At 66.2% G+C, this 22,556-nt stretch carries 21 protein-coding genes and 4 pseudogenes; 4 read left to right on the forward strand and 21 right to left on the reverse strand.

All coding sequences use genetic code 11. The annotated features are described in order from the left end of the window. Nucleotides 1–68: 68 nt before the first annotated feature. Nucleotides 69–560 carry a hypothetical protein gene (locus ACFPCV_RS25715; protein WP_378058904.1) on the reverse strand — a complete coding sequence of 164 codons (492 nt, stop codon included), beginning with the start codon at nt 558–560 and terminating at the stop codon, nt 69–71. 523 nt (nt 561–1,083) lie between these two features. On the opposite strand from ACFPCV_RS25715, the gene ACFPCV_RS25720 reads away from it, so the two are divergent. Next, nucleotides 1,084–1,716: a hypothetical protein gene (locus tag ACFPCV_RS25720; protein ID WP_378058905.1), complete on the forward strand. Its 633-nt coding sequence runs from the start codon at nt 1,084–1,086 to the stop codon at nt 1,714–1,716. Nucleotides 1,717–1,818: 102 nt separating this feature from the next. Then, nucleotides 1,819–2,097, forward strand: coding sequence for a response regulator (locus tag ACFPCV_RS25725; RefSeq protein WP_378058906.1), 279 nt, complete (start codon nt 1,819–1,821; stop codon nt 2,095–2,097). Between the two features lie 60 nt (nt 2,098–2,157). Here ACFPCV_RS25725 and ACFPCV_RS25730 read toward each other — a convergent pair. From ACFPCV_RS25730 to ACFPCV_RS25750, 5 genes and pseudogenes are all read right to left on the reverse strand, one after another. Beyond that, nucleotides 2,158–3,446 (reverse strand): annotated as a pseudogene (locus tag ACFPCV_RS25730) (methylaspartate mutase). Continuing rightward, a complete protein-coding gene (locus ACFPCV_RS25735) occupies nt 3,443–3,877 on the reverse strand; it encodes a cobalamin B12-binding domain-containing protein (RefSeq protein ID WP_378058908.1) in 435 nt (144 codons plus the stop codon). Before ACFPCV_RS25735 ends, ACFPCV_RS25730 begins: the two are co-directional and overlap by 4 nt. A 28-nt stretch (nt 3,878–3,905) precedes the next feature. Continuing rightward, the gene (locus tag ACFPCV_RS25740; RefSeq protein ID WP_378058925.1) at nt 3,906–5,129 is read right to left on the reverse strand and encodes an ATP-grasp domain-containing protein; all 1,224 of its coding nucleotides are present in this window, start codon (nt 5,127–5,129) and stop codon (nt 3,906–3,908) included. Beyond that, nucleotides 5,126–5,917 carry a thioesterase domain-containing protein gene (locus ACFPCV_RS25745; RefSeq protein ID WP_378058924.1) on the reverse strand — a complete coding sequence of 264 codons (792 nt, stop codon included), beginning with the start codon at nt 5,915–5,917 and terminating at the stop codon, nt 5,126–5,128. The genes ACFPCV_RS25740 and ACFPCV_RS25745 overlap by 4 nt, the downstream gene beginning before the upstream one ends. Nucleotides 5,918–6,069: 152 nt before the next feature. Beyond that, nucleotides 6,070–8,832: pseudogene (locus ACFPCV_RS25750) on the reverse strand (non-ribosomal peptide synthetase); the annotation flags it as partial. Here ACFPCV_RS25750 and ACFPCV_RS25755 point away from each other — a divergent pair. Both ACFPCV_RS25755 and ACFPCV_RS25760 read left to right on the forward strand, forming a co-directional pair. After that, on the forward strand, nt 8,816–9,868 hold the full coding sequence (locus tag ACFPCV_RS25755; RefSeq protein WP_378058909.1) for a condensation domain-containing protein: 1,053 nt from the start codon (nt 8,816–8,818) through the stop codon (nt 9,866–9,868). The pseudogene ACFPCV_RS25750 and the gene ACFPCV_RS25755 overlap by 17 nt on opposite strands. Before the next feature lie 120 nt (nt 9,869–9,988). After that, nucleotides 9,989–11,293 carry a Zn-dependent hydrolase gene (locus ACFPCV_RS25760; RefSeq protein WP_378058910.1) on the forward strand — a complete coding sequence of 435 codons (1,305 nt, stop codon included), beginning with the start codon at nt 9,989–9,991 and terminating at the stop codon, nt 11,291–11,293. Here ACFPCV_RS25760 and ACFPCV_RS25765 read toward each other — a convergent pair. The 15 genes and pseudogenes from ACFPCV_RS25765 to ACFPCV_RS25835 form a co-directional block, all read right to left on the reverse strand. Further along, a complete protein-coding gene (locus ACFPCV_RS25765; RefSeq protein ID WP_378058911.1) occupies nt 11,290–12,621 on the reverse strand; it encodes an amino acid adenylation domain-containing protein in 1,332 nt (443 codons plus the stop codon). The two genes, ACFPCV_RS25760 and ACFPCV_RS25765, sit on opposite strands and share 4 nt — an antisense overlap. Beyond that, complete coding sequence (locus ACFPCV_RS25770; protein WP_378058912.1) at nt 12,618–12,857, reverse strand: hypothetical protein; 240 nt, start codon at nt 12,855–12,857, stop codon at nt 12,618–12,620. The genes ACFPCV_RS25765 and ACFPCV_RS25770 overlap by 4 nt, the downstream gene beginning before the upstream one ends. 15 nt (nt 12,858–12,872) lie before the next feature. Further along, nucleotides 12,873–13,484, reverse strand: coding sequence for a transposase family protein (locus ACFPCV_RS25775; RefSeq protein WP_378058913.1), 612 nt, complete (start codon nt 13,482–13,484; stop codon nt 12,873–12,875). A 158-nt stretch (nt 13,485–13,642) separates the two neighbouring features. Further along, nucleotides 13,643–14,263: a hypothetical protein gene (locus ACFPCV_RS25780; RefSeq protein WP_378058914.1), complete on the reverse strand. Its 621-nt coding sequence runs from the start codon at nt 14,261–14,263 to the stop codon at nt 13,643–13,645. Between the two features lie 1,310 nt (nt 14,264–15,573). Beyond that, the gene (locus ACFPCV_RS25785) at nt 15,574–16,056 is read right to left on the reverse strand and encodes a hypothetical protein (RefSeq protein ID WP_378058915.1); all 483 of its coding nucleotides are present in this window, start codon (nt 16,054–16,056) and stop codon (nt 15,574–15,576) included. Beyond that, nucleotides 16,049–16,444 (reverse strand): hypothetical protein, encoded by a 396-nt coding sequence (locus ACFPCV_RS25790; protein WP_378058916.1) that lies wholly within the window; start codon nt 16,442–16,444, stop codon nt 16,049–16,051. The genes ACFPCV_RS25785 and ACFPCV_RS25790 overlap by 8 nt, the downstream gene beginning before the upstream one ends. A gap of 174 nt (nt 16,445–16,618) precedes the next feature. Next, nucleotides 16,619–17,329: pseudogene (locus ACFPCV_RS25795) on the reverse strand (ISL3 family transposase); the annotation flags it as partial. Between the two features lie 146 nt (nt 17,330–17,475). Beyond that, the gene (locus ACFPCV_RS25800; RefSeq protein ID WP_378058917.1) at nt 17,476–17,700 is read right to left on the reverse strand and encodes a hypothetical protein; all 225 of its coding nucleotides are present in this window, start codon (nt 17,698–17,700) and stop codon (nt 17,476–17,478) included. A gap of 10 nt (nt 17,701–17,710) precedes the next feature. After that, nucleotides 17,711–18,223 (reverse strand): hypothetical protein, encoded by a 513-nt coding sequence (locus ACFPCV_RS25805; RefSeq protein ID WP_378058918.1) that lies wholly within the window; start codon nt 18,221–18,223, stop codon nt 17,711–17,713. A 33-nt stretch (nt 18,224–18,256) separates the two neighbouring features. Further along, nucleotides 18,257–18,838, reverse strand: coding sequence for a hypothetical protein (locus ACFPCV_RS25810; RefSeq protein WP_378058919.1), 582 nt, complete (start codon nt 18,836–18,838; stop codon nt 18,257–18,259). Nucleotides 18,839–18,854: 16 nt separating this feature from the next. Then, nucleotides 18,855–19,175: pseudogene (locus tag ACFPCV_RS25815) on the reverse strand (integrase core domain-containing protein); the annotation flags it as partial. Between the two features lie 21 nt (nt 19,176–19,196). Beyond that, entirely contained in the window at nt 19,197–19,412 is a 216-nt protein-coding gene (locus tag ACFPCV_RS25820) for a protein kinase family protein (protein ID WP_378058920.1), read from the reverse strand. A gap of 496 nt (nt 19,413–19,908) precedes the next feature. Further along, on the reverse strand, nt 19,909–21,033 hold the full coding sequence (locus ACFPCV_RS25825; RefSeq protein ID WP_378058921.1) for an SMI1/KNR4 family protein: 1,125 nt from the start codon (nt 21,031–21,033) through the stop codon (nt 19,909–19,911). A 105-nt stretch (nt 21,034–21,138) separates the two neighbouring features. Further along, nucleotides 21,139–21,639 carry a DNA/RNA non-specific endonuclease gene (locus ACFPCV_RS25830; RefSeq protein ID WP_378058922.1) on the reverse strand — a complete coding sequence of 167 codons (501 nt, stop codon included), beginning with the start codon at nt 21,637–21,639 and terminating at the stop codon, nt 21,139–21,141. Beyond that, on the reverse strand, nt 21,578–22,556 hold a 979-nt coding region (locus tag ACFPCV_RS25835), incomplete at its 5' end, for an RHS repeat-associated core domain-containing protein (RefSeq protein WP_378058923.1). The genes ACFPCV_RS25830 and ACFPCV_RS25835, both read right to left, overlap by 62 nt.

Raw genomic sequence — 22,556 nt, forward strand, 5'->3', positions numbered from 1 at the left:
ACCAGGTCTTCGCGCAAGATGACGTGTTCAGTGCCGCCGAGCCGACGATCCGCGTCCTCCTTGCAGCGCTAGCCGAGCCGCTTCCAGTTGGTGTCCGGAATGCAGTCCTTGACCTGCTCTTCCACCTCGTGCACGCCGCCAGCTTCCGCGGTAACGATCTCGGTCGACGGTGCATGGTGGCTGCAACTGAGGGCGGATGGCTCTTGGTTCGTGAGGCATTGGCTGGTGACCCGGGCGTCCGGGAGTCCTGCCTTGAAGTCCTCGACATATGCGCGCCCGATTGCGCTCGCGCTGTACAGTTGATGCCATAGTTCGATGCCTGGGGCAGGCAGGATGGCTGAGGTAGAGGCCGCAGGCGGCGTTTCGACTGAGTCGGTGAGGTCCGCAGGGATCTCGATGCCATCGACGTCGGTATCGGTGCGAGCCGAGACCGCAGTGACAGAGCGTCCATGATTGCGGACGCCTGCTCTCCTTGCCCTCACCTGGTGGTGGCACCACTGTCGCGCCAGATCGGGGAGGCCGCAGTAGTAGGAGGTGACGAGTGCTGCTTGGTTGTGCACGCGGTTCAGCAGTAGTCGTCGGTCGGGTAGCGGGCCGGGTCGTCGGTGTGCCGCTCGAAAAGTCATCGTTGCTGGTAGAGCGAGGGTGACGCTGTCCTGGGAGTATGGCGGGGTGGTCGTGTCTCTGTTGTACAAGGTGACCCGGAGGTTGCTGTCAGGTCCGTCGGTGCTGCTGCGCAGGGAGGCTGCGAAGGATGCCGAACTGCTCGTGTTGCGGCACGAGAACGTGGTCCTACGTCGGCAATTGGCGGTCCGGTCCGCTATGACCCTGCGGATTGGATCTGGTTTGCCGCCTTGTCCGGATTGGTGGATCGTCGGCGGTGGCGGGAGGTCTTCCCGGTGGCGCCGGGCACCCTGCTCGCCTGGCATCGCAGATTCGTGGCCGGTAAGTGGGACTACTCTGCGTGTTGACGTCGTGCCTGCCGATAACCTCATCCGCGCAGGTCACAGGCCTGCCGAGACATTGCACGGAAACGGTCATGATCCTTGGATGCTGTCAGCCAGGACGGCATGATGGCCGGTCGTGCTGACCCGACTGACCTACCTGAGCGTGACCAACGCATTCGCCCTACTACGTCTGCTGCCCATGGGCGACCGGGACAAAGACGTCGAGATCCTGGTATTACGCCACCAGATCACAGTCCTGGAACGCCAACTGGGCAAGACCCGACCGCAATTCTCCCCCGGCGACCGAGCCTTCCTCGCGGCACTGCTGCACCGACTCCCAGCAGAGACGCTTCGTCGGTTCCGACTGCTGATACGCCCTGAAACGGTGCTTCGCTTGCACCGCAACCTCGTCGCGCGCAGCCACGCAGCCAGATCCCGCTCCAGACGTCCCGGCCGCCCTCGGACCGTACGCTCGATCCGGCTCCTGACACAGCGCCTGGCACGGAAGAATCCTGCCTGGGGCTACCGTCGCATCCACGGCGAACCACTACTCGTCCTCGGCATCAAGGTCGCCGCCTCCACCGTCTGGCAGATACTCAACGACGCCAGAATCGACCCAGCGAACAAACGCACCTCCACCACCTGGTCGACCTTCCTCCGCACCCAAGCCGACGCACTACTGGCCTGCGACTTCTTCGAGACATCCACCCTGACCGGCACCCGCCTGTACGTGCTTGCGGTCATCGAGCACAACTGCCCTGGGGTGTGAGTTGCGAGCGAGCGGCAGCCGGTGCGGGGTTGTTCTCGTCGACGACGACAACTGGTGCGGGATGGCGCTGCGACTGGTCGTCGGCGGCGAACCGGACCGACCGTGGTCGCGGAGACGGAGGACGGCGACGCCGCGATCACCGCAGTGGACGAGCACCGGCCGGACGTCGTGCTGATGGACGTGCGGATGCCCGGCCGCGACGGCCTCAGCGCCACCTGCGAGACCCTCGATCAGCCGTTGCCGCCGGGGGTGCTCGTGCTGACGACGTTCGACTCCGACGACTTGGTGCTCGGCGCACTGCACGCCGGCGCGCTCGGGTTCGAGCGTCGCCACCGTGAAAGTCCACACCGGCAACCTATTCGTCAAGCTGGCGCTCGATAACCGGGTACAGATCGCGCTGCTGGTCCGCGACGCGGACGATCGAGCCGTCGCCGGAGGTGGTCAGCCGCCTGCCTCGCTCGCCAACGGGAGCCCTGCCGGCCGGCGAAGCACCGGAACTCCGTCGAACGTGCGTTCCACATAGGACAACGCGGTCAGCAGCTCCGACGAAGTCGGGACCTTCCGCCCCGCTCCGGTCGGGCGGGGAAGCGGCATCGCGCCGGTGTCGGCCCACCGCAACCACCCCTGCGCGTCGACGTACGACCGTGACCGGCCCGCGTTGTCCGGGTGCACGCAGTACGGGATGTCGAGGACGCCTCGGCCGACTGCCGTTTCGAGGGCATGACCGATGTCTCCGCTCAGGTTGAGCACGGTACCGATCAAGAGGCGCGCCTCGTGGAGGATCTCGTTGTCCACCGTGCACGGAGGTGGGTCCGGCACCGCTCGCCGCACCGTCTCGGACGCCTGCCTCAGGGCCGCTACGTTGTCCGCGACGGTGGGGATGTGGTGCGCCTCGGCGACGGTCTTGACGATCAGGCGCGCCGCACCTCCCGCACGTGCTAGTCGCGCCGCGGCTGTGAGCAGGAGAGTCGCTCCGCGCCGCGTCCTCGGAAACGGCCCATGTACGTGTAGACCACGATGTGATGATCCACATCCGGAAGAAACTCCCCAGCCAGCGCGCGGAGCGCCGCGATGGCTGCCATGTCCTGTTCCGGGTTGGTTTGTTGTGCGTAACTCAGCGACACGCTGCGCAGGCCGTGTTGCCGGAAGAACATGCCTTCCAGCACACTCACCGCGACCAGCAACCCCGGCGGGCACAGCTGGCCGAGGAGACATCCCCCGAAGGTCTCGAGGTGGGGCCACGCCGCGGTGTCAGCCATGAACCGGCACGCGTCGGCCCACGCGCGCACAGCGTCGGTCAACGCCGTACGCCCGTACGGCAGGCAGTACGACACCGGTCCGCCCTCGGTGGCATCCAGGCCGGCGGCCACCAGGGTCCTCACGATCGCCTCCGGCCGGGGAGAACCATGGCGAACCTGCACGGGGAACGTCGCGGTTCGCACGCCGGCCAGCATTTCCCGGGTCGCCTCCCCTCCGTGCGCGACGAGCGGGAAGCCGTTGAGGTCGCCGCCGTCGCGCAGCACAGTGGCAGCGGCCCGGAGATCTCCTGTACGGGTGTAGCTGTCGACGGTGATCGTCCCGACGGTGGCACGTGCCGCCTGGCGGGTAGCGAGGAGTCCGGCCCTCATCGCGTCGATGCCGGCGAACCCCATGCGAGGCTGGACCACGAAGTCACCCGCGGCGTACCTGCCGCGCACGAACTCACCGAAGGACACGGACTGTTCGCTCATGAAGCGAGTTCGGCACGGACTCCGGCGAGCAACGCAACGAACGACCCACCCGGGTGACTGTCGGAGAAGACCGCGTCAAAACCCGCGTCCGCGAGTGCCCGCTCCTGGTCGGCGGTGAGTGCCGCCACGTCCAGCTTGCCGCCGATCACCGTTGTCACACCGCGCAGGTCCGGGTGCTCCCGGATCCGTGCGATCGCGCGGAGGCCGTCCCGGAACCCGTGCCCGTTCACGGAGCTGAGGACGATCACGTCGGGCCTGGCGTCCAGACATCCCGGCACAAGTTCGTCCTCCGCCACGCACGGGCCGAGGTTGACGACGTCGTGTCCGAGCTCCTCGAGGTACATCCGCAGAAACACGAGGTTCCAGGTGTGCGTGTCGGACGCGGTCGAGGAGATCACGATGCTCAACCCATTTCCGGAGCCCACTGCCACCAGCCCTCACTCCTCATCACACACTCGGTCAGTCGTATCTCGCGTCGAGCGTCCGCCGCATGGTGGGGAGGAACCCGGCCAGCTCCCCGTGGGAGGGCACGGACCCGCGGCAGGAGTAGACGCGTTCGCGGAACCCCCGCCGCCAGTCCAGTTCCGCTCCCGGCGGTACGTTCAGGTCGAGCCGCGAGACCTCGGGCATGGCACGTACGTTCTCGAGCCCCGGCACCGCGGTCAGCCTGCGGGCGGACAGCGGCGCCAGTCCGAAGTAGTGGAAGACCACCTCCTCCGGGGTGCGCGGCGCGACCTCGGGTGTGTCCCCGAGCGCGATGCGGACGCCCAGTTCGATCAGGTTGACCCCGTGACCGCGCAGGAAGAGGTCATAGATGTTCCCGCCGGAGCGGCCGTTCACCTCGATGATCTCCGGGCCGTCGGCGGTCAGCATGATCTCCGTGTGGCAGACGCCGTCCCGGATGCCAAGCGCCGTCAGGGCACGAGCAGCGAACTCGAACAGGACGTCCTCGTCGAACTGACCAGGACGCGGCGGCACGAAACCGCCGTGTTCGCGGAACGGCGGGCTCAGCGCGAACTTGCCGGTGATGCCGAGGTGGGTCACCACCCCGGACCGGACCATCGATTCGACGGACACGTACCCGGCCCACGGTTCATCGGCCGGCTGCCCGACCATACGTTTTTCCAGCACGTAACCATCGTCGTCAGCGCACACGACACCGCCGATGTGCTCGCCGACGAGCCGGAGCAACTGCTCGCGCGACTCCACCAGGTAGGTGTTCCTGCCGCCCACCCCCCGGTTCGGTTTGAGCACGGCCGGCAACGGCACCTCGTCGAGAGCTCGCAGCGCCGACACCCGGTCGGTGATGAGAGCGGTCGGCGTACCACCCACGCCCGCGTCGTTCAGCACCCTTCGCTGCCGGAACTTCCGGGTGATGTCGGCCGCCACCTCCGTCGAGTGGAACGGCAGACCGAGGGACTCGGCCAGGCGAGCCGTCGTGTCCATCTGGAAGTCGCTGAACGTGGTGATCCCGTCCGGCTCGAGCTCCGCGAGCTCGTGTTCGCCCGCCACCTCCGCGATCCCGTCCAGCATCGTCGCGATCCTGCGGCCGTAGGCAGAGTCCGGCAGTACGAAGACCGGGGCGGCCACACCGTGCAAACTGGTGAGGATGTCCACCGGGACCGCGGCGCCGAGATCGTAGACGATCACCACGCGGCGGTCGTCGTTCCGGCCCCCGTTCACCGCACCCCCCTCGCCGTCCGGACACCCAGGGCGTCAACGAGCATGTCCACCAGCTGCGTGACGTTTGGCGGGCGAACGATCGAATAGTGCGTGCCCTCGACCTCGCGTTCGTCCACGGTGGACTTCGTGTGCACACTCCAGTCGACCTGTGTGACCAGACCGTGGTCGAGCGAGTGCCGGGCCCACGCGACCGACAGCGGTGCCGCCACGACGCCGGGCCGCCAGCCGGTGAACAGGTGACGGTGGAGCGCGGCCACGACCACCCTGTCCTCCAGCACGTCGGTGTCGACCGCGACCCCGTCCCCCCACAACGACGTGGCCGCAGCCGACACCCATTGCCCGAGGTGCCTCTCCGCCGGGCCGCCGTGGGCTCGCAGCGTCGCACGCAGATCCACTTTCTCCTCCCCGTCGGGTACGAGGGACGCGAGCACCGAGACAGCACCTTCCATCCAGTCCGGTGTGGACGGACGGATGTCGCGTGCGGCCGAGAAGCCGCAGTCCCAGAGCGAGACGGAGGACACCGTCGCTCCGCGCTCTTCGAGTACTCCGGCGACGGCGTGGGCGAGTAACCCGCCCATCGACCATCCCACCAGGTGGCACGGTTGCCCGGCGAGGACACCGGCGATCTCGTCGGAGTAGCCGCGCACCATGGCCTCGGGTGTCGGCCACGTCGTCCGGGCCCCCCGTCCGTGGCACCGTCGAAGACGCCGTAGACCGTCTTGGGCACCGGAAGCGCGGACACGAAATGCCGGTACACGTTCGCGTCTCCCCCGAGGGGGTGCAGGCAGACGATGGGGGCGTCATCGCGAGCAGCGACCAGTTCGACGACGTGCCGCCGCCGGGTGCGGGAGCGGGTCGCCTTCCCACGACCACGTGACCGCACGTGTGCGGCCAGCCCACGTGGTGTGGGCGCACGCAGCAGGTGGCCGAAGGTGACCGGCACGTCGAACGCGTGGCGCACCCGGGCGATCAGGCGGGCCGCGGTGACCGAGTGCCCGCCCATCTCGAAGAAGTGCGAATCCACGTTCAGCTCGGCGATGCCGAGAACGTCCCGCCAGGCGTTGACGAGCTGACGCTCGACCGGGTCAGCGGGCGCGGAGAGCACGGGTTCCGGTGTGGGTGGCGCCGAGGAGGACCGGGCGAGCTCCCGCAGGGCCGCGTGGTCCACCTTGCCTGCCGCCGTTTCGGGGAGTCGCGATACGCGGTGGATGTGCGCGGGCACCATGTGCTCCGGCAACGTGCCGAGCAGGTGCTGCCGAAGACCGCCGTCGTCCACACCGCCCTCATCGACGACCACGAACGCGTGGAGGGAGGCGCCGCGTTCGCCGTCGTCCACCGCGAGTGTCACGGCGGCGTGTACCGACGCGTGATTGTCGAGCGTGGCGTCGATCTCGCCGAGCTCCACCCGCTGACCACGTATCTTCACCTGGTTGTCGAGCCGTCCCAGGTACTCCACCGCACCGCCCTGGCAGAGCCGGGCTCTGTCGCCCGTGCGGTAGACGCGAACCAGTTCCCCGTCCGGTCCCCACGGGGCGTCGACGAACCGCGCCGAGGTGAGTTCCGGTTCGTCGAGGTACCCCGGGCCAACTCCGCCGCCACCGATGTACAACTCCCCCACCGCGCCGTAGGGCACGAGTCGCCGTCGCTCGTCGGCGATGAACAACGACACGCCGGGCAGCTCCACGCCGATCGCAGGACGCGTGACGTCGGCGTGTACTCGTTGGCACGTCGCGTCGACTGTGGTCTCGGTCGGTCCGTAGACGTTATAGACGCGCAGGTGCTGCGCCTGCGCGAGTGGTGCCCACAGCGAGGCGGGCAACGCCTCCCCACCCGTGGCGATCCGCCGCAGAGCCAGGTCCGCGCGCGTGAGCAAACCGTTCTCCACCAGCAGCTGGAGCTGCGACGGCACGCAGTCGAGCAGCGTGACCGCCGAGCGGGCGAGGTAGTCGAGCATGTCCTCCGGGTCGAGGCGCACCGCCTCCGGCACGATCACCACCTTCGCCCCACCGAGCAGAGCGACGAGTTGCTGGACGGACGCGTCGAAGACGAGGGGCGCGTTGAGGGAGACAACCTCGGTGCTCCAGTCGGCGACCTCCCACGTCTCCTCCAACCCCTGGATCAGGTTCGCCAGGTTCGCGTGGGTGACCAGCGCGGCCTTCGGCCTTCCGGTCGTGCCCGAGGTAAACATGGCGTAGGCGATGTCCTCGGGCTCGGTGGTGCGGACCGGGAGATCGTGCCGGCGGTCACCGGTCAGTTCACGCACGTCCAGGACAGGTCCGTCCGCGGTGGAAACGGACCCGAGCACGACCGGTATCCGCGCGTCGCCGACCATCCGCCGTCGGCGTGCCGCGGGCAGCGCCGGGTCGATCGGCACGTAGGCGCAGCGGGCGAGCCAGGTGCCGAGCACCGCGACGATGGAGTGCACCGAACGGTCGGCAGCCACTCCGACGAACGTACCGGGACGCAGCCCACGGGCGATCAGTTCGCTCGCGACCCCCTCGGCGCGGCGCACGAGTTCGGCGAACGTGAGCACCTCGTCGCGTGCCTGGATCGCGATCCTCGGTCCGTGCAGCCGGCCGAGCCCTCGGATGATGTCGCTGACCGGCGGCACGTCCCGTGGTGGTGCACCGCGTCGGATTGTGCGCATCAGGCGAGCGCCGTCCTGGTCGAGAAGATCGAGGTCCGCGATGGCCGTGTCCGGGTTGCCAGCGCCGGACAGGATCAGAGTGAACAGGGCGCGGACCAGACCGGTCACCATCGTCTCGTCGAAGAGCGCCGAGTCGTACTCGACGAGCAGGCGAAGCGAATCCGTGCCGGTGAGGAAGAAGAAGGCCAGGTCGACCTTCGCGCCCTTGTCGTCGAAACCGGTCAGCTCGGTGGTGATGTCCCGCCACCGGCGTTCGCCGGCGGCGGTGAGCGGCTGCTGCTCGACGACGACCCGGAACAGGGTCGCCCGCTCGTGCGCCGACTGCCCGTGGACACCGTCGACGATCCGGTGGAACGGGATGTCGTCGTGGGACAGTGCGCCGGTCAGTGTCTGTTTGCTCCGGCGGAGCGCCGTTGCGAAGGACGGGTTGTCGGACAGGTCGGTGTACAGGGGAATCGTGTTGACGAAGAAGCCGAGGCACGACTCGAACTCCGGCTTCTTGCGGTTGAGTGTCGTCGTGCCGAGCACGACGTTGGGATAGGCCGAATACCGTTGCACCACCGCCTGCACCACCGCCTGCACCACCGCCTGCACCACGGCGAACGAGGTGACGTCGAATGCGGCGCTCACCGACTCGATCGCGGCTCGCACCTCCACGGGTACGTCGCAGACGTGCTTGCGAGAAGGCCCGGAGTCGATCACGTCCGACCGGCGGGTGGCCAGCAGCGACGGGGGCTGCGGTTCGGCGGGCAACGCGGCTCGCCAGTAGGCCACCTGCCGTCCTTCCACCTCCGAAGTCAGCGTCGTCCGCTGCCAGCGCGCGAACCGGCTGTACTGGGTCGCTTCCCCGCCGGGCTGCCACGCCCCGGTCGCGATGATCGCGGCATAGGCGTCCGCTAGTTCCCGTTCGAAGATGTCGAGGGACCAGCCGTCGGTCGCGATGTGATGGAAGGAGAACAGGAGCGCGTGGTCGTGGTCCGACACGCGCACAACCTCGGCCCGGAAGGGCGTCTCCGAGCGGAGGTCGAAGGGCCGGAGCGTGAACTGCCTGGCCATCGCGTCCACACCGGCTTCCGTCACCGGTACGGTGCGGATCGCGACGGCGCTGGTGAACCAGCCGTTCGATCTGGCAGAACCACCAGTACGCGCCGACCTCGTGCGCGTGGCCGACGATGAGCACCTCCTCGTGCTGGCGGTGCACCACATCGCGGTGGATGGCTGGTCGGTGGGAGTGCTCAGCCGCGACCTCGGCACGGCCTACCGAGCCACCTCGTCCGGCGCGGCGCCACCCGCGCCACCCGTCCTCCAGTTCGCGGACTTCGCGGCCTGGCAGCGAGCGGAGCTCGACGGCGACAGGCTGCCCGCGTTGCTCTCGTGGTGGCGAAACCGGCTCACCGGCGCCGAAACGCTGCGGTTGCCGACTGACCGGCCGCGGCCAGCGGTACTGCCCGACAGCGGGGACGTCGTCACGTTCGACGTCCCCGCCCCGGCAGGCAGGACGCTCCGGCGGCTCGGCAGCACGCAGGGCGCGACCCCGTTCGTGGTGATGCTCTCGGTGTTCGCCGCAGCATTGGCAGAAGTCACCGGGCAGCACGACCTGAGCATCGGCACCGTGGTGTCCGGCAGGCCGTTGCCGGAACTTGCCGGCACGGTCGGCCCGTTCGTCAACACGATCGTGCTGCGCCTCGACGATGTGCGCGCGCCGACCTTTCCTGAACTGGTCGGCAGCACCCGGCGGGTGGTGCTGGACGCGCTCGCCCACCAGGACGCGCCTTTCGAGAAGGTGGTCGAGGCGGTCAACCCGCCGCGTGACACGAGCCGCACACCGCTGTTCCAGGTAGCCTTCGGCAGCGGGGTGCCAGGAGCACGCACCGTCGAATGGTCTGTGGACGGACTGCGCGCCGAACCTGTCACATTGCCGTTCACGACGTCGAAGTACGACATGACGTTGGACACCGAGGACCAGCCGGACGGTTCGTTCCGGTGCCGGTGGCACTACGCCACCGCCCTCTACGACCGTTCCTCGGTCGACACGATGGTCCAGCGGTTTCTCAGACTCGCCCACGGGTTCGCCGCCGACCGAGCGGGGTGAGCATGACCTGATGTGCACCGGCGGATGCGGGACCGCGCACTAGACTCAGGTCGGGCAACGCGGAAACCCTAGTCTCATGGCCAATAGTGGTGAGCGCGCCGGTCGCGGAATCATCGCACCGTGAACCTTGTCCCCGCCCACGGCGGCAGAAGCGCGGCGAGTGGAGCGTCCTCGTCGCTGCCAGACATCGACGGACACCGACTGCTCACGCGCATCCGGGAACTGGCCAGGATCGGCGCGGATTCGCGTGGTGGTGTCACTCGACCCGGGTTCAGCGCCGCGGACCGGCAGGGCATCGCCTACGTGACCGAGCAGGCGCGGCAGGCGGGCCTCGTGGCGACGGTGGACCAGGCGGGCAACCTGGTCGTGCGCCAGCCGGACAGCGCTCCCGGACGGCGGCAGGCGCTGCTCATGGGCTCCCACCTGGATACAGTCATCCACGGTGGGGCCCTTGACGGTGCCTATGGCGTGCTCGCCGCGCTGGAGGTGCTGCAGTCGCTCGGCGACCACGGAGCGCGGATGCGTTACGAGCCGGTCGTCATCGCCTTCGCCAACGAGGAGGGCGCTCTCTTCCCCTGTCCTTTCTGGGGTTCGCTCGCCGTGACCGGCGAACTCCAGTACACGCCCGACGAACTGCTGGACCGCTCCGGTGGTTCGCTGCGCGAGCCGTTGCGTGCCGTCGGCGGTGATCCGGACGCGGTGACGGCGGCGCAGTGGGCGACCGGTTCGATCGGCGCCTACCTGGAACTGCACATCGAGCAGGGCCCCGTGCTGGAACGCGGTGGCGACCAAATCGGCGTCGTGGAGGGCATCACGTGCCGCACCGTGATCACGGTGGCGGTGCACGGCGAAGCAGGACACGCTGGCACAGTGCCGATGGATCTCCGCGCAGACGCCCTCGCCGCGGCGTCCCGCGTCGTGCTCGCCGCGGAGGATGTGGCCCGCAGAGGGCTCTGCACAGTCGCCACAGTCGGTCGCTTCCAGGTGGATCCCGACGTCACCAACGTCATCCCCGGCGTGGTCCGGTTGACCGTCGACCTGCGCGACCTCTCGGAGACGCGGCTCCAAGAGGCCGAACGCGCGTTCGCGGACGAGCTCGCCAAGGTGGGTGCCAGAACCGGTACCCGGATCGAGGCATCGGTCACCGACCGGTACCCGGGGTCCATCGCCGACCGGGGACTGCGCGCGGCGATCGGTGACGCCGCCGACGACCTCGGGCTGTCCAGGACGGACCTACCGAGCGGTGCCGGACACGATGCGCAGATCATCGCGTCGGTGGCACCGGTCGGCATGCTCTTCGTCCCCAGCCGTGGCGGCTCGAGCCACGTACCCGAGGAGAGCACCGGCGACGACGACCTCGTCGCCGGTGCCCGCGTGCTGTTGCGCACCGCGGTCCGCGTCGGTGAGCTGGACCAGGCGTTCTAACCCCGTTGCGCACCTCGTTGTCCGGCCAGGTCGGGCAGGGCGGTCCGGTCGACCTTGCCCGCCTGGGTCAGCGGCATCCTCTCGAGCAGCACGAACTGGGCAGGCACCATGTGTGCGGGGAGTGCCCGCGACACCCACGACACGAGCTCCCCGGACTCGGCCGACTCGGTTCCCGGCGCTTCTCTCGGGGCCGCGACGAGGTACGCGACCAGGCGCTTGTGCCCCGACCGTGCCGACCGGGCGATGACGACCGCCTCGGACACCCCCGGGTGCGACAACAGGCGCGCCTCGATCTCGCCCAGTTCCACGCGGTACCCGTTGATCTTCACCTGGTGGTCGATCCTGCCGAGGAAGTCGATGTCCCCATCCGGGCGACGTCTCGCCAGGTCGCCCGACCTGTAGAGCCGACCTCCGGGTTCGGGTGCGTAGGGGTCGGGCAGGAAACGCTCGGCGGTCAGGTCCGGTCTGCCGAGGTACCCACGCGCCACCCCGTCCCCGCCGATGTAGAGCTCGCCGGTCACACCGATGGGCACCGGGTCGAGCTGCTCGTCGAGCACGTACATCCGGATATTCGCGATCGGTTTGCCGATCGGCACCGGGGCGGCCGGGTCGAAACTCTCACCAACCGGGTACACCGAACAGCCGACCACCGTCTCGGTGGGCCCGTACTCGTTGATGATGGTGGCCGTCGGTGCGATCCGCTGCCAGCCGACGATCGTCTCCGGCCGGACTTCGTCCGCGCCGACCACGAAGGTGTTCACCGAGGTCACCCGCCGGTCGACCAGGAGTGCCCGGAGTACGTCGAGGTGCCCCGGGGTGATCTTCAGCAGGCTGAAGTCGCCGGGTGCGGCGAGCAGGGCCGCCAGGTTCGGCACCCGGTCCACCACCGGCAACAGGTGCACCGTCCTGCCCCCGATCAGCGGCAGGTAGAAGTTCGGCACCGACAGGTCGTAGGCGATCGAACCGACCATGGGGGTCGCGGACCCCGACGGCAGCCCGTAGCCGTCAATCGCCCACCACAGGTAGTTGTTTAAGCCGCGATGTGTAATGAGGACGCCCTTCGGACGGCCTGTGGATCCCGAGGTGTACATCGCGTACACGAGGTTTTCCGCGCGCACTCCCGACCCCGGTGACGTGCCCGGCGAGGTGGAGATGTCCGCCCACTCGGTGTCGAGGCACAGCACGCGACCGGGGAATGTGGCAGGGAGCCTGTCGCGCAACGTTTCCAGGGTCAACACCACTCCCGCACCGGTGTCCGTGAGCATGTACGCCAACCGGTCAGCCGGGTGCTCGGGGTCCAGCGGCACGTAGGCTCCGCCCGCCTTCATGAGGAGAACGCCCGGTTGGCGACCTGCGGCTGGACGGTCTTGTCCCGGCGGATCTCGAAGTTCGCGAGCCTCCGAGTACCCTCCTCGTAGGAGGCGTTCACCCACACCTTGTTCGGACTCGTCCCCAGCGTGACCCGCAGCGACTCGCCATACGGGGAGTACAGGTGCTCCGAGGCGTAGGTGCTGGCGCCGTACGTCCTCGACGGCAGACCGTCCTGGTCGTACTCGTGGACCACGGTCTCCTGGACAGCTCACCGACCTTCGATGCCCGCGCCTTCGTAGTCGCCGTCGGCGAGTGCGGGCAGGTCGAGCTGGGAGTGGGCCCAGTACAGGGCGCCGAGGACGTGCTCGCGGGCCGCGGTCAGGTCGTGGGTGGAGCCGGGTTCGACGTCGGCCACCCATCGCGGGAGACCGTCTGGTTCGGAGAGTGCTTGGACGTTGCCGTCGGGCTCGCGGTGCTTGCCGGAGTACCAGAGATCGATCTGTTTCCCGTCGACACTCAGGGTTTTCTCGCTGTACCGGTCAGTAGAGAAGATCTTTCCGTTGGGGATCACATACGCGAGTCCGTCGGCTTTGGCCTTGGCCAGGGCGTCATGCAGATCCGGTGCTTGGTCGGCGAGCACATCGATGACCTCGTCGAGGTAGCGGTACCCGGTGGCACGGGAGACTCCGTGGTCCCTCGCCAACGCGGCGACCTCGGCGTTCTGCCGGAACCAGCGCAACCCCAGCACCGCCTGCCAAAAGCAGGTCAGAACCTTGCTGTTCTTGCGAGTACCGCGCCGACGACATTCGGCATGCAGCAACCGGCTGCCGTACTGGGCGAGGTCACGCGGCACGTCGAGCATGGCACGATAGGCAATCACGGGGAGCCCTGACCTCGGACTTGATCTTCGCAAATCCAGTCCTACCAGGAGGCTCCCCGCCCACCTCTCACAGGCTCCCACCAGCAACAGAGCCAACCATCCCACCGCTACGCCCTTCACCTAAGCCGAGCTTGGTGAGATCACCTCACTGCCGCGGTTCAGTTCCACGCGATGTCGAAGTAGGCCCCGAACTCGGTCAGGAACCGTTTAGCCTGTTGCGCTACCAGCGGAGGCTGTTGTCCGGCCCAGTCCGCCATACGGCGCAGGACCGCCGGCACCCGCGCTGTGTTCCCGCTGATGGCGTGTGCGACCGCGAGGTGCGCGAACGGCACGGTCGTCGTCGCAGTCTGTTCCAGGTTGTCGATGAGGTCGGGCAGTGACGTGAACCGCTCGAAAAACGGTTCGCCGTACGTTTCGAGGTCCACCAGCAGACGCTGTACAACAGGGGCGACGTCCTCCTCCGACTCGACGACCCACATCAGGTCGCGACGACCGGCCTCGTACACCAGATCCGCGAGCGTGGCACCAGCCTGAGCGGCACCACCACCGAAACCGAGCAAATTGGCCGCGAGATCATCAACGCCCGGGTGCCGCACCCCCAGCGACGGATTCAGCGACAGACCGTAGTCACGCGGAGTCAGATCCAGCCCGAACTGGGCTTCGACCTCCAACCCTTCCTCACGCGTGAAGCCCGCAAAATCATCATCGTCGACCGTATCAACGCGCCAACCCCCGGTGGCGGCGTGTTCCGTGAACCGCGCCAGGAACTGCTCCGTCAAGAGCCACATGCTGGACAACTCCAAAGGTCAATCTCGATACCCATCGTCACAGAGGCCCCCTTTGGGAAACCGAAGCCCCGCAGCTTCGACGTGTCGACGATCGCACCGACCGTGCTCAACGCGGGATACCCCGTTGCCTGCCCCGGCGTAATGCGTGCACCGCGGCCGGTTTTGGCCTCGACAGCCACCCAGTTGCCGGAAGGGTCGCGCGCGACGAAGTCCGCCCTGAACACGCCTCATCAACGCCCTCCAACACCGGTGGACCACCGCACTCCACACCCTCACCGGCAACACCACCACGCCAGACGCCGAACACAGCGCCGAGCGGCTCACCCGACTCGCCCTACCCGCCGCGACCATCCCCGCGATCGACCTGACCGCCTGACACCACCCCAGCACACGGCCGCCACCTCCCCCCACGGAGGTGGCGGCCGTTCCTCGCTTCGGCATCCCCATCGACACGACGGCTTTCGCAGGCGATCTGCCGCGATGAACCGGCCAGACCACACCCCAGCCATCCACACCAGTCATCGACCCGCTCACGCCGCCGTCAGCCGGGCGCAACCACCACCAACCGGCCCGCAACCGGACCCAACCCAGCAGCGATTGACCACCGATGACGTCCGTTGAGCCCGGATGACGGAGGAGAGCCTGTAAGGCGACCCCACATGGCCGTTGGTCAAAGCCCAACCATGATCGTCTCCTTATTTTTCTCCTTCTTGCCCTTGTTGATCTCCATTTAGACCTAAGTAGACGGTCGCGCAAGATCGTCACCCGGACAGCAAAAAGGCCCGCTGACCTGGACTTTCATCCAGAACCAGCGGGCCTATCGCGACCGTCGGGCTGACAGGATTTGAACCTGCGACCCCTTGATCTTATTCGGGCCTATCGTGGCCTGCGGCGATATGGCCACTTCCCCCGCTGACCTGCGGGAACGTGCCCGTCGCCTGTTGTTGGCTGCCGTGGTCTACCGACCTCATTCTGGGAAAATTCTGGATCGATATGTCCTACGACGACGGCCGCTTGCCCAGGTCAGCTCCCTCCAGCCATCCGTCGCACGCGCCTGGCTCGACCCCACGCATCGAGGTGTGGCGCACGTGCTCGCCGACGTCCGCCCGCTACGAGGTCGCGGCATGGGTCACGACATCGCCGTGTCCGCGCTGGCCGCGTCCGGGACCTACCGGCCGACAGCGAGCGACGCGGCAGTCATGTGCCAGCAGGGCGTCCGCGCGATAGCGGCGGTTGTCCACATGGGTCGAGACCCCACACCTCGATGTGGTCGCCCGTCGGTCAAATCGATGCGTGCTTGGTTACCGCCTGTCGACCATCGTCCGTGCCCGGTCTGCGACGGCGGCCGCGGGGTGATCGGTCGCGGCCGCAATCAACCCCCAGGCTTCAGCTGTTCCCACCTTGTGAATTGCCGACAGTGCCTTGACGTTGAGGTGGTGGTACTCGTCCCACTCAGGGTCCCAGTACAAGATCTCACGCAAGCAATCCAGGGAAGCCGGGTCAGCGACCTCGCCCAGCACTTCAAGCGTGTCCTCGTTCGGCACCTCAGGAGCCTTCAGGCTCAGCGCTGCGCACAACGACGCGGTTATCGCCGATGATGGGTGGTGTACTGCCGCCCGCAGGTACACCTCGAACGTCGCCCAGTCCTGCTCCTCCGTCGCCACCACGATTGCGTCCGCCACGCAGCCCTCGATGCCGCTCATCTGCTGAATCCGCACCATACGCTCGGAGTTAGATAGAGCGCTGTCGTACAGCACGGATCGCAATTCGTCGCAGTTACTCATCGTGAAACACCTGCACAATCTCCCAGCCCAGGATCCGGTCGTTGAAAATCTTGACAGAGCCCTTTCGCAAGCCGAAGTTGAGGTATCCCAACTCGACCTTGATGTGCACCTGGCTCCTACCGGCCTTCTTGGTCGCCAGTACTGGCAGGTAATCGAGGCCCAGTTCCCGAACACCCTGGGAGACCGCCAGGTCGCGTGCACCCGCCTCGAGAAGTGCGTCGCGGGTTCCCGGCAACATCGAGAAGGACACCAACACCTCGTAGTCCTCTGGGTGCCGAGCCGCCAACTGTTCGATGTAAGCAACTTCCTGCGTCACGAACGTCTCGCCGTACCTCGGGTACAGCGAGCCGTAGGCTTCAAGCTGTTGGCGGTACTCACCCCAGGACATGCCTCGGTAGAACGTCTCGGGTTCCGGGCTGTCTTCGGTGGCATCTGGATCCGGCGGAGCGCGCCCTTGGGCGGAGGCATGCCCAGGATCCACCGGTCAGGGCCACCACCGCCGCGTCCGGTGGGGCCGCATGGGCCGCCGCAGGGGAGCGGCGCACCACCCGGCTGGGCCGGTATGCCATCGGTCGGCGACCTGGACCGCGTTCGGCAGCGCATCCCGCACAGCCTGCGCATAGGCCGCCGAACCATCCCGGCACACGACCTCGACTCCTGGATGGGTCCGTAGCCAACCAGCTACCACCTCGGCGCCGCGGCCGGGCAGCACGTCGATCCGAGCACCGGTGTCGGCGTCGATCAACACGGTGGCGTAGTCATGACCCCTGCGCAGAGCGAAGTCATCGATCCCCAGCACCCGCGGAACCGCGCGATCCGGCAGCGGGATGCCCATCAAGACCCGCACCGCGGTGTCCCGCCCGACCTCGATACCGATCGCTGGCAGCAACCGGGCGGAGGCCCTGCCGGCCAGCTCGCGCACGACACGACGGACCTGTTCACCGAGCCGGACGGTGCGTCGCTGGTATCGCTCGACCAGACCTGGTACCTGTTCTCGGAAGGTCTGGCGGGCGCATTCGGTTACCGGGCAACGCATCCGACGCATCCGCAACCTCACCAGCACCCGGCGCCCATCGACCGGCACATCCGCGGGGATTCGCTCGTGGAAGGCGTGAACCTGGCCCGTCGGAGTGCCACAAGCAGGACACGCCACCTCCTCGCCCCTGGTCGATGCCCGCACCACGATCACATCGCCAGCGTCCTCGACATCCTCGATCGACAGCTCCGAAAGTCCCGAGAACACCGCGCTGACAAGCTTCGCCATCTCAGTCACAAACGATCATGACAACCCCAAACCCCGGCTCCGCCGGGACCCCACCACACCGCCACCGAAAGTGCGCCAGAGCCGATCATGGGATAGACCCTCGGGTCTGCGCAGGTCGCGGTGTCGCATCGGTCTTTGAGTGGGGTGTCCGAGGGTCAGACGCCGAGGTTCTCCACAACTCGCTCGCCGAGCAACGTCAACAGTCCGCAGGCCGCGTCGATCGTCTTCGGGTCGTGGCCCTTGTCCGGGTACTTCAACACCATCACGCCCTGGTCGTCAGCCGTCCCGATGATGACGATGCACACCCCGTCACGCGATCGGCGGCGCCCCGCCGGATTTACGTTCGACAGGCCATAGCCGGACAGGGTTCGGACCCGCACGACCGTCCATTCACCCTCCCACCGCCTCGATGAGAGATGCCAGCGCAGGGTCTACCTCTTCGACGATGTGGCGGTATTCGGGTTCTTGGAGGTTGCTGAACACGTAGTTCTCCAGAGCGCCTCGCCTTGCGTCCCAGTCAGGGTGGTCGGCAAGGTATGCCTCGCCGACCACCAGGAACTGCGCAGCTACTCGGTCCTTGGTGTTGGGGTAGCTGTCCAGCGCCGGGCGCATGACCGGATGCCACAATGCGTCCGCAGCAACAGGTCCGACCAGCAAAATCAACTCGTCGTCTTGATCGATGGCGTCTTGCACCGCTCTGGCGATTCGTTCGGCCAGGAAAGGACGGGTCTCAGGCAACCGCATCCACATGAGGTCACCCAGCGTACCCAGGCTCCACGACATGGGCACGCCAGAACCCAGCGCGGTGACGTCATGGGAGAAGGCCGCGTCTGCGGGGCTGTTGCGGCGAACCGGGACGGACGTACCATTGGGTAGGTCGACACGTCTCCAGTGCTCTGTCATGGAGACATTGTAAGGAATCTGGTTGGCCATCGCTCATGCCACGCAGCCGCTGGGCGGGCATTGGGGCATCCCGAGGTATTGGCGACCGATGCCGGTGACGTCGAACAGGTCGAAAACAGCGTCCCCGACACCTCCGTTGCGCACGTTGACGCCAAAACCGAGCAGGTCTACGGCGATGAAACCACGCGCTGTGAACTTCGCCGGACCTTTCTGCGTTGGTTCACCACGTGCGTCGTAATCGAACTCGGCGGCAGTCAGGTAGCTGACCGCCGCCCTGCCGGTCGCCTTCTTCAACGTGTTGCGGAAGTGGCGGTTTCCACTGGCGTCCTTGGCTTTGATGTCGGCGACTACGTTACCGGTGCGATCCGAGGTGTTCAACGTGTCCCACAGATCGCCTGCTTCGGTCTTGGCGACTGTGATGTCGGCGTCACCGGCGACGATATTGCCCTTGCGCACGTCGTCAAGCCATTCCGACAATCGGTTGAACTGGTCGACTGCCTTCTGGTAGTGCCACTTGACGCTACCGGTGCCGAGCGCGTTGCCGGTGTTCAGTTCGAAGCGCAGCGCGTCGGCCGTGGTTCCGCGGTCGACCGCCGACCCGACTTCGGTTGACACCGGGAGCTGGCTGGTTTCAGGCCGCTGACGCGGTTGTGTTGATGGTCTCAAACTCGACTGGGGTGAGTTTGCCCAGGGCGCGTTGTCGGCGTTTGCGGTGGTACTTCGTCTCGGTCCAGGACACGATCGCCAGCCGGAGTTCCTCCCGGATGTGCCACCGTCGTGTGTCGAGAACATTCTTTTGCAGCAACGAAAAGAATGATTCCATGGCTGCGTTGTCGCCACACGCGCCGACCCGGCCCATCGGGCCGATCAGCCCGTGAACACGCAGGACGCGCCGGTAGGCCGTCGACCGGAACTGGGCTCCGCGATCGGAGTGGACCACGACGCTGCACGGGTCGCGCAGCGCGATCAACCATCACCGACAGGCTCGACGTCCAGTCGTCAGCGCGGCCGCAGTGGCCAGCCAGGGCGCGGGACCGGCGAGGTCCGCGTCGATGACCGGGAACGTGTGCGCCCCACTGCCCCGGCTGGCCGCCATGATCTCACGGTGGAACCGGATCCGGAACTCACGGTCGCCCGCGTTCTCGGCGCGGATGACCTTCAGCGCGACCGGGCACCCGTCCGGCGTCACGGCCAGATATACCCTGCCATGCCGCCTCGCACAGCAGCCTGCGCACCCGGTACGACCCGACGGCGACCGGGTCGTCCGCAGTCCGTGTGCCACCACCCGCGGCGCCCACCCCCGCGGCCTCGTCGGCCCGGTCGACGAAGGCGATGCTCTGCAGCTTGACGGCCGAGGACCCGTTGCCCACGAAGCGCACGAACCAGACGCTGCGCCTGCCGCCCCGTGCGGTGAACGATACGCGGAAGTCCAGAGCCGGGCGGCCGGCCGGCCGGGCGCCCTCGGGATCGTGAGCGCCGGGATGCTGCCGTCGGCCGGCGGCTCACGGCGCTCACCCGACCAGGCGGCGAGGCCGGGCTCCGCGGTGTCGTCAGCGACGAGGTCGAGCACTCTGCGCGGAGTTGCATGGCGACGTTTGGCGACCAGTTCCCATCGTCCGTCTGCAGCGCAGCGCTGGTTTCGATGGCCACGGGTGTGCCCGGTGTGTCCAGCCGCAGGTATGACATCAATCCACCGCAGGAACGAAGGATATAGGGCCTCGAATCAGCTCACCAGTTGCAAATAGTCGCTCGCGCCCGGACATGTACGCCAACAGGAAAGAGCTGAATGACAAGGTTGGGGAATATTTGATCGACATTCCCGTGCTAGACTCGACGATCCCCCATGATAGAGAATCCGAGGACACGGGCGCCCACCAACAGATGCCCTCTCCCTTAACTCGACCCCAGGGAATCATTCCTTGCGGTTCAGGGTATATGGGTGGCCCTATCTCCTTTCGTCGCTGATCACCACCGAACATAGCCTGCACAGTTTCGATGAACTGCAGGACATCGCTGTCGTACTGAGCACCAGGCGCCATAATGCTTACATCACCGACAGTACCGGACCCAAAGGTGTTGACAAAGGATTTATAGTCGGAAGGAAGCGTTATGCCTAACCTGGCCTCGATCGGAGCCCATTCGATCGACTGATTCATTGTACGTGACACCGAAAGAATCGCAAAAATATCTTGCATTGCGTTGACCGGGCGTTGCCCGGAGTCAGGCAAGTTCCGCCAGAATCCCTCGAAACTGGTGCGTGTCACTGCAGGTTGGGGTGCACTGATTCTGCACCACGGCGTATTGGACGCTGAGTCAGCCCCGTAAGGTTGGCCATCAAATCGCCCAGTCACGACATCACGAAGAAAACTGGCCAGACCCTTGGATACCTTCTTCCAGTTAGAAAATTCGTAGTCGGTTACAACCACTGGCCATGAATTCGGGTCGGTTAGATCCGTTGCCCAGAAGAACAGGTCTCCTTGGGTTGTCACACCCCACGGAATGAGGCCGCCCGACTCCGGAAAGATCGGATATGGGAAGCGATCGGGCTCGTCGGCTCGCCAAGTCCTCATGTCGTCGAGTCGATGACTGTAATAGCCGAGATATTCTGACGACGCTTCGCCCACGTCGCCTGGTCGGATTACATGCAAAAATCCTTGGAAATGACCTGGTGGAAATTTGCCGACCAGCTCCTTGTAGTCATCCGGGAGCCGGAGCCCCAAAGAGTGCTCGATTTCATCCCATTGATATTCGGGTTGTGCGAAATCGGTAAGACCGACCAGCGCGCAAAGCTCATCGACAGCACTGTTCAACAACCTCGCCTCCCTCCACGTGACCCGAGCATGTGGAGCCGACATTACATCATCCCGCTCACAGGTGCTCGAGTGAGGTCCGGAAGACACCGGCGGCCTCTTGCTCTATTTGTTGTTAATGATATATGTGGCGTCCGGCGAGTTGTTGCGGCGGACATATATTTCTATTCTTTCCGGCACATACGCATCCGCTCCGTACATCGGTCGGACGAAGTAGTAGACTCGTTCGCCTCTGTTGAGACGATCGACTACGGCTTGCTCGGCACCGTTCTTCATTTGTTGCTGCTGATTGACATTTGGGTATAGCGGAACGAATTTTTCCGGTTTGGTGTTACTGCCCCCGAATTGCCTCCCAATCAGGTGCCCGCGATCCATGCCTTTCTTCCAGCCGGGCGGCGTGAACCGACCTGCCTCGTCCTTCTTGACAACGCGTCCGTGGAGGCAGGCTTCCGCCCCAGTTGCCCGACGAGTGTCACGATCGAGTGGATGGTAAAATATTTCTGCAACGTACGACGTATCAGCGTTCAGGCAATTTTTAGCCTGTTCATTGATGTTGACTTGAATGCCTTCTTGCTGGGGCGAGTCGCTGGCCAATACCTGGGACATCGCAATAAGAATTGAACCGAGGAGTCCGCCTGACGTTGGTTTCGCCGGTCTCTTCCCCCCTTCCTGGAACACTCGGATCCTGGTCGGGTCCCGTACCTGGCGGCAAAATAGAGGATGTCTGGCTCGGTTCGGCAAGTGCGGGTAGTTCTACATGGCTGCCGACCGGATTGGCAGAGACAAGGTTCTGTGCTGTTGCGATGGCTGCGTCAGAGGCAGCGGCGCGGGGGATGCTGACGCTGGTGTTTCCACCGAGGTAGGCAATGTGGCCGTCGATTTCGATGCCGGTGATGGGGTTGCCGCCGGCGAGGCTGTATCGGTTGCCGGTCCAGGTGTTGGTGCCGAGGTTGACGTCGGCGAGGGCGCCGTTGTAGGTGTCGCGGACGGTGAAGCGGTTGATACCGGGTTGGTAGTCGCGAAACCCCATATCGTAGCCGCCGGAGTCTGGATCGAACCGTTTGCCGGTATAGCGGTAGAAGTTGAACGGCTCCTTGCCCGGGTTCTGGGCATCCGGCTTGTCGATCCCGCTGAACGACTGCTCGTCGTTGTTGCCGTAGGCGGTGTAGCCGTACGTAGCCTTCGTGTCCCCCGCAGTAGTAGTGAGGGTTTCGACGTCGGTGTGCGGGTTGTAGCCGTAGAAGGAGTCCTCAGCGACCTCCGGCCCCGACCCGTCAGTGTCCTTCTTCTGCTGGGTGAGCCGGCGCCCGTACGCGTCGTACTGGTAGGTGCGGTCGAGCTGCCCGGCGATCTCCTCCGCAGCAACCTTGTCCGTCAACCCGAGGTAGGCGAAATCAGTGGTCTTCGCCTCGGACGTACCGGCCTTGTCGGTTCTGGTCGTGGTGCGGTCGGAGGGGTCTGCCCAGACTTCGGTTGTCACCGGGGGCTGACTGTTTTCAGGCCGCTGACGCGGTGGTGTAGAT

The organism is Actinophytocola glycyrrhizae (assembly GCF_042653545.1).
Classification (GTDB): Bacteria; Actinomycetota; Actinomycetes; order Mycobacteriales; family Pseudonocardiaceae; genus Actinophytocola; species Actinophytocola glycyrrhizae.

Bases quoted from the DNA above. Each gene is read 5' to 3' on its own strand.
- ACFPCV_RS25765 (WP_378058911.1), bottom strand. From the start codon at position 12,621: ATGAAGGCGGGCGGAGCCTACGTGCCGCTGGACCCCGAGCACCCGGCT.
- ACFPCV_RS25785 (WP_378058915.1), bottom strand. From the start codon at position 16,056: ATGAGTAACTGCGACGAATTGCGATCCGTGCTGTACGACAGCGCTCTA.
- ACFPCV_RS25790 (WP_378058916.1), bottom strand. From the start codon at position 16,444: ATGTCCTGGGGTGAGTACCGCCAACAGCTTGAAGCCTACGGCTCGCTG.
- ACFPCV_RS25805 (WP_378058918.1), bottom strand. From the start codon at position 18,223: ATGACAGAGCACTGGAGACGTGTCGACCTACCCAATGGTACGTCCGTC.
- ACFPCV_RS25830 (WP_378058922.1), bottom strand. From the start codon at position 21,639: ATGTCCCAGGTATTGGCCAGCGACTCGCCCCAGCAAGAAGGCATTCAA.